The following is a 1,124-nucleotide window of genomic DNA, read 5'->3' as shown; positions in this document are numbered from 1 at the left end:
CGTCTCCGGACGGGCCGCGCCGCGAAGGGCGGCCGCCGCGCCGGTACTGGCACCGAAGTAGCCGATCGAGTGCGTGCTCGTTGCCGACTGCTCGCGGACCCACTCGGTCGTCGCGACGAGCCGGTCGGTCAGTAACGGGATATCGAACCGGTTCTCTCGATGCCGGTCCTCGGCCTCGGTGAGCAGGTCGAACAGGAGCGTCCCGAGCCCCCGCTCGTGCAGCGTCTCCGCGACGGCGTTGTTTCGCGGACTGTGCCGACTACTTCCGCTGCCGTGAGCGAAGACGACCAGTCCGGTCGACTCCGGCGGCACCACGAGTTCCCCTTCGAGGGTCGCGTCGTCGATCGGGATGTCGGTGACGGTGTGAATTCCGTCGGACGCCATATTCGGCGATCCGCCTCGCGCGCGGTTGACTGTTGGGATCGCTAGCGCGACTGATACGCCGCCGTTCGCCCGTCGTCGCCGTCGACGGAACCTATCCGTCGGCCGACATCGGGCTCGAGACCCCAGCGTCGGGGCTCTCGTCGTCGCTCGAGGGGACGTGAGACGGCGACGAGGCTGCGGGACTGCCGCCCGGGGATCAGGCGTCGGGCGACGATTCCCAGATATCCCGGCAGTCGTCGCTACAGAAGTGTTTATAGACGGTCGTCCCGTCTTCGACCGTCGTTATCACGCGCTGTTCGGCGGACGATCCAACGGAATCGCCGCAGTGTCGACATTCGGGTGTGTCCTCGTCCGTCGAGTCAGTCATCGGTTGACAGGTGGGACGAGACGCACTTTAACGAATCCATTCCGGCCGTATCGGCCACGGGCGGCCAAATCTGCCGGTTCAGGTGCCGTGAGCGGACGAGGGGTCCGCTCACGGGTTCGCGTTCGGCGTCGCTACGCGTTCTCTCGATCGATCGTCACGCCCTCGAACAGCGGATCGAGATCGCTGTCGAGCTGGGACTTCAGATCCTGTCGTTCGCCGTCCGTCAGCGCGACCGCGAGGGCGTCAGTGACGGCGTCGGCGAACTGCGCCGCGCCGTCCGGTTCGACGTCCGTGCCGCGGAGTCGCTCGCCGATTCGCTCGACGAAGTCCTCCCGGTCGTAGCCGGCAGCGTCGTGATCGGCGTCTTCGACGA

The 1,124-nt window shown here is 66.9% G+C and carries 4 protein-coding genes; 1 reads left to right on the top strand and 3 read right to left on the bottom strand.

The window, feature by feature from the left end; all coding sequences use genetic code 11:
• Positions 1 to 384 (bottom strand): dienelactone hydrolase family protein (locus PGX04_RS13975; protein WP_377042734.1); only part of this gene is annotated, 384 nt, incomplete at its 3' end.
• A 32-nt stretch (positions 385 to 416) separates the two neighbouring features.
• Between PGX04_RS13975 and PGX04_RS13970 the strand changes: the two genes are divergently transcribed.
• Positions 417 to 545, top strand: coding sequence for a hypothetical protein (locus tag PGX04_RS13970; protein WP_273739075.1), 129 nt, complete (start codon positions 417 to 419; stop codon positions 543 to 545).
• Positions 546 to 580: 35 nt separating this feature from the next.
• On the opposite strand, the gene PGX04_RS13965 is transcribed toward PGX04_RS13970, so the two are convergent.
• Both PGX04_RS13965 and PGX04_RS13960 read right to left on the bottom strand, forming a co-directional pair.
• Positions 581 to 751, bottom strand: coding sequence for a DUF7576 family protein (locus PGX04_RS13965; RefSeq protein WP_273739074.1), 171 nt, complete (start codon positions 749 to 751; stop codon positions 581 to 583).
• Positions 752 to 882: 131 nt separating this feature from the next.
• A partial coding sequence (locus tag PGX04_RS13960) for a DUF2267 domain-containing protein (protein WP_273739073.1) occupies positions 883 to 1,124 on the bottom strand: 242 nt, incomplete at its 5' end.

This window comes from Natrinema soli (genome assembly GCF_028618695.1).
The sequence above is the reverse complement of the archived record's forward strand: the minus strand, read 5'-3'. Positions and strand labels throughout refer to the sequence as shown.

Bases quoted from the DNA above. Each gene is read 5' to 3' on its own strand.
- PGX04_RS13965 (WP_273739074.1), bottom strand. From the start codon at position 751: ATGACTGACTCGACGGACGAGGACACACCCGAATGTCGACACTGCGGC.